At 64.9% G+C, this 1,236-nt stretch carries 1 protein-coding gene; it reads right to left on the bottom strand.

Features of this window, described 5'->3' with window-relative positions:
• On the bottom strand, positions 1-1,083 hold a 1,083-nt coding region (locus ACERNI_RS17880; protein WP_448834584.1), incomplete at its 3' end, for a linear amide C-N hydrolase.
• Between the last annotated feature and the right edge of the window lie 153 nt (positions 1,084-1,236).

The raw sequence follows: 1,236 nt of genomic DNA, 5'->3' as shown, positions 1-1,236 counted from the left end.
GCTCACATCGCCCGCCTGATCCGCAAGCTTCGCCAGTGGAATGACGCGCGGCGCGTCAAGGCCAGCCAGTGTCTTCAAATCAACGCTGACAAAGTTGAGGCCGTTATAGTCGCGCACGAAAAACAGCTTGCGGTCGAGATCGCTCATGCTGGTCCAGGAGGTGAACTCCGTCGCATAGGTCTCCCCGTCCCCCGTCTTGAGACCCTGCACCTCCAGACCGCCGCCGCCATCGGCCGGGCAATCAATGGAGACGCCGCGCGGGCGGTCGAAATTGTTCATGACATGCGCCAGCGTCCGCACCGCCGCGTCAGGGCTCGCGGCCTGCTCGGTAAACTGCGCGTAATATGTCGCCCGCACGAAACGACCGACCGAGGTGCTGGACGACGGCAGGCCCGCGGTGGCGATGCCCGAATCCGGTTGCCGCGCCGTCAGGGCGCCGAACGTGGCGCTGGAGCGGTCGACGTTGCTCAGGAAGGTGTAATTGTTGAGGTTGGTCAGGTGCCAGTCGAACTCCGGGCCATTGGTCATGACCCCGACCGGATTGTCGAACAGACGCATCACCCCTTTGGTGAATTCGATGACCAGCGCCGCCCCTGTCGGATCATGGGCAACGTAGTGGAACGGCGACACGGCGCCGCCGAGCATGGCCAGCGGCTCCAGCAGCACCGGCTGGCGCTCCAGCCCGGCGCGAACCTCCGCCACCGTGGCGAAACTGCCGAGGATCCAGCCGCCCAGATCCGAGGCGGCCAGGGCGGCCCGGGTCATGTCCAGCGATTGCGCCCCGCCAGCCGAGGGATACGACAGCAGGCTGAAGGTGAGGCCCTGGTCATTGAGGCCCTCGATGACCTTGAGATCATCCGGCCCCAGCGGCGCGGCGGCCGTCGGCAGCCGTCCCGGCATGGTGATGGCGACGAAATCATGCCGCCGCTCGAATGTCACCGCTGGATGACCCGCGACCTCCGACACGCACTGCGCGCCTTTGGGGAAGAGAACAAGCTGGTAAGGCAGCGCCACCGTCAGCTCAAGCGTCCGGCCGAAATACGCCTTGCCGGCGGCGTCCTTATAGACAAGCGACGTGCACATCGTGAAATCCCCCTGTCCGGCCCGGTTGCCCCAAGCGGTACATGATCCGCGAGAAAAGGAAAATGGTCATATCCAGGATCATCACCGGTGCATGAGCCCAGACGCTGTATCGCGCGACGTCATGGCCCCAAGCACAAAGGCCAGATTGGCCGC

It is taken from the genome of Camelimonas sp. ID_303_24, from assembly GCF_053543495.1.
The sequence above is the reverse complement of the archived record's forward strand: the minus strand, read 5'-3'. Positions and strand labels throughout refer to the sequence as shown.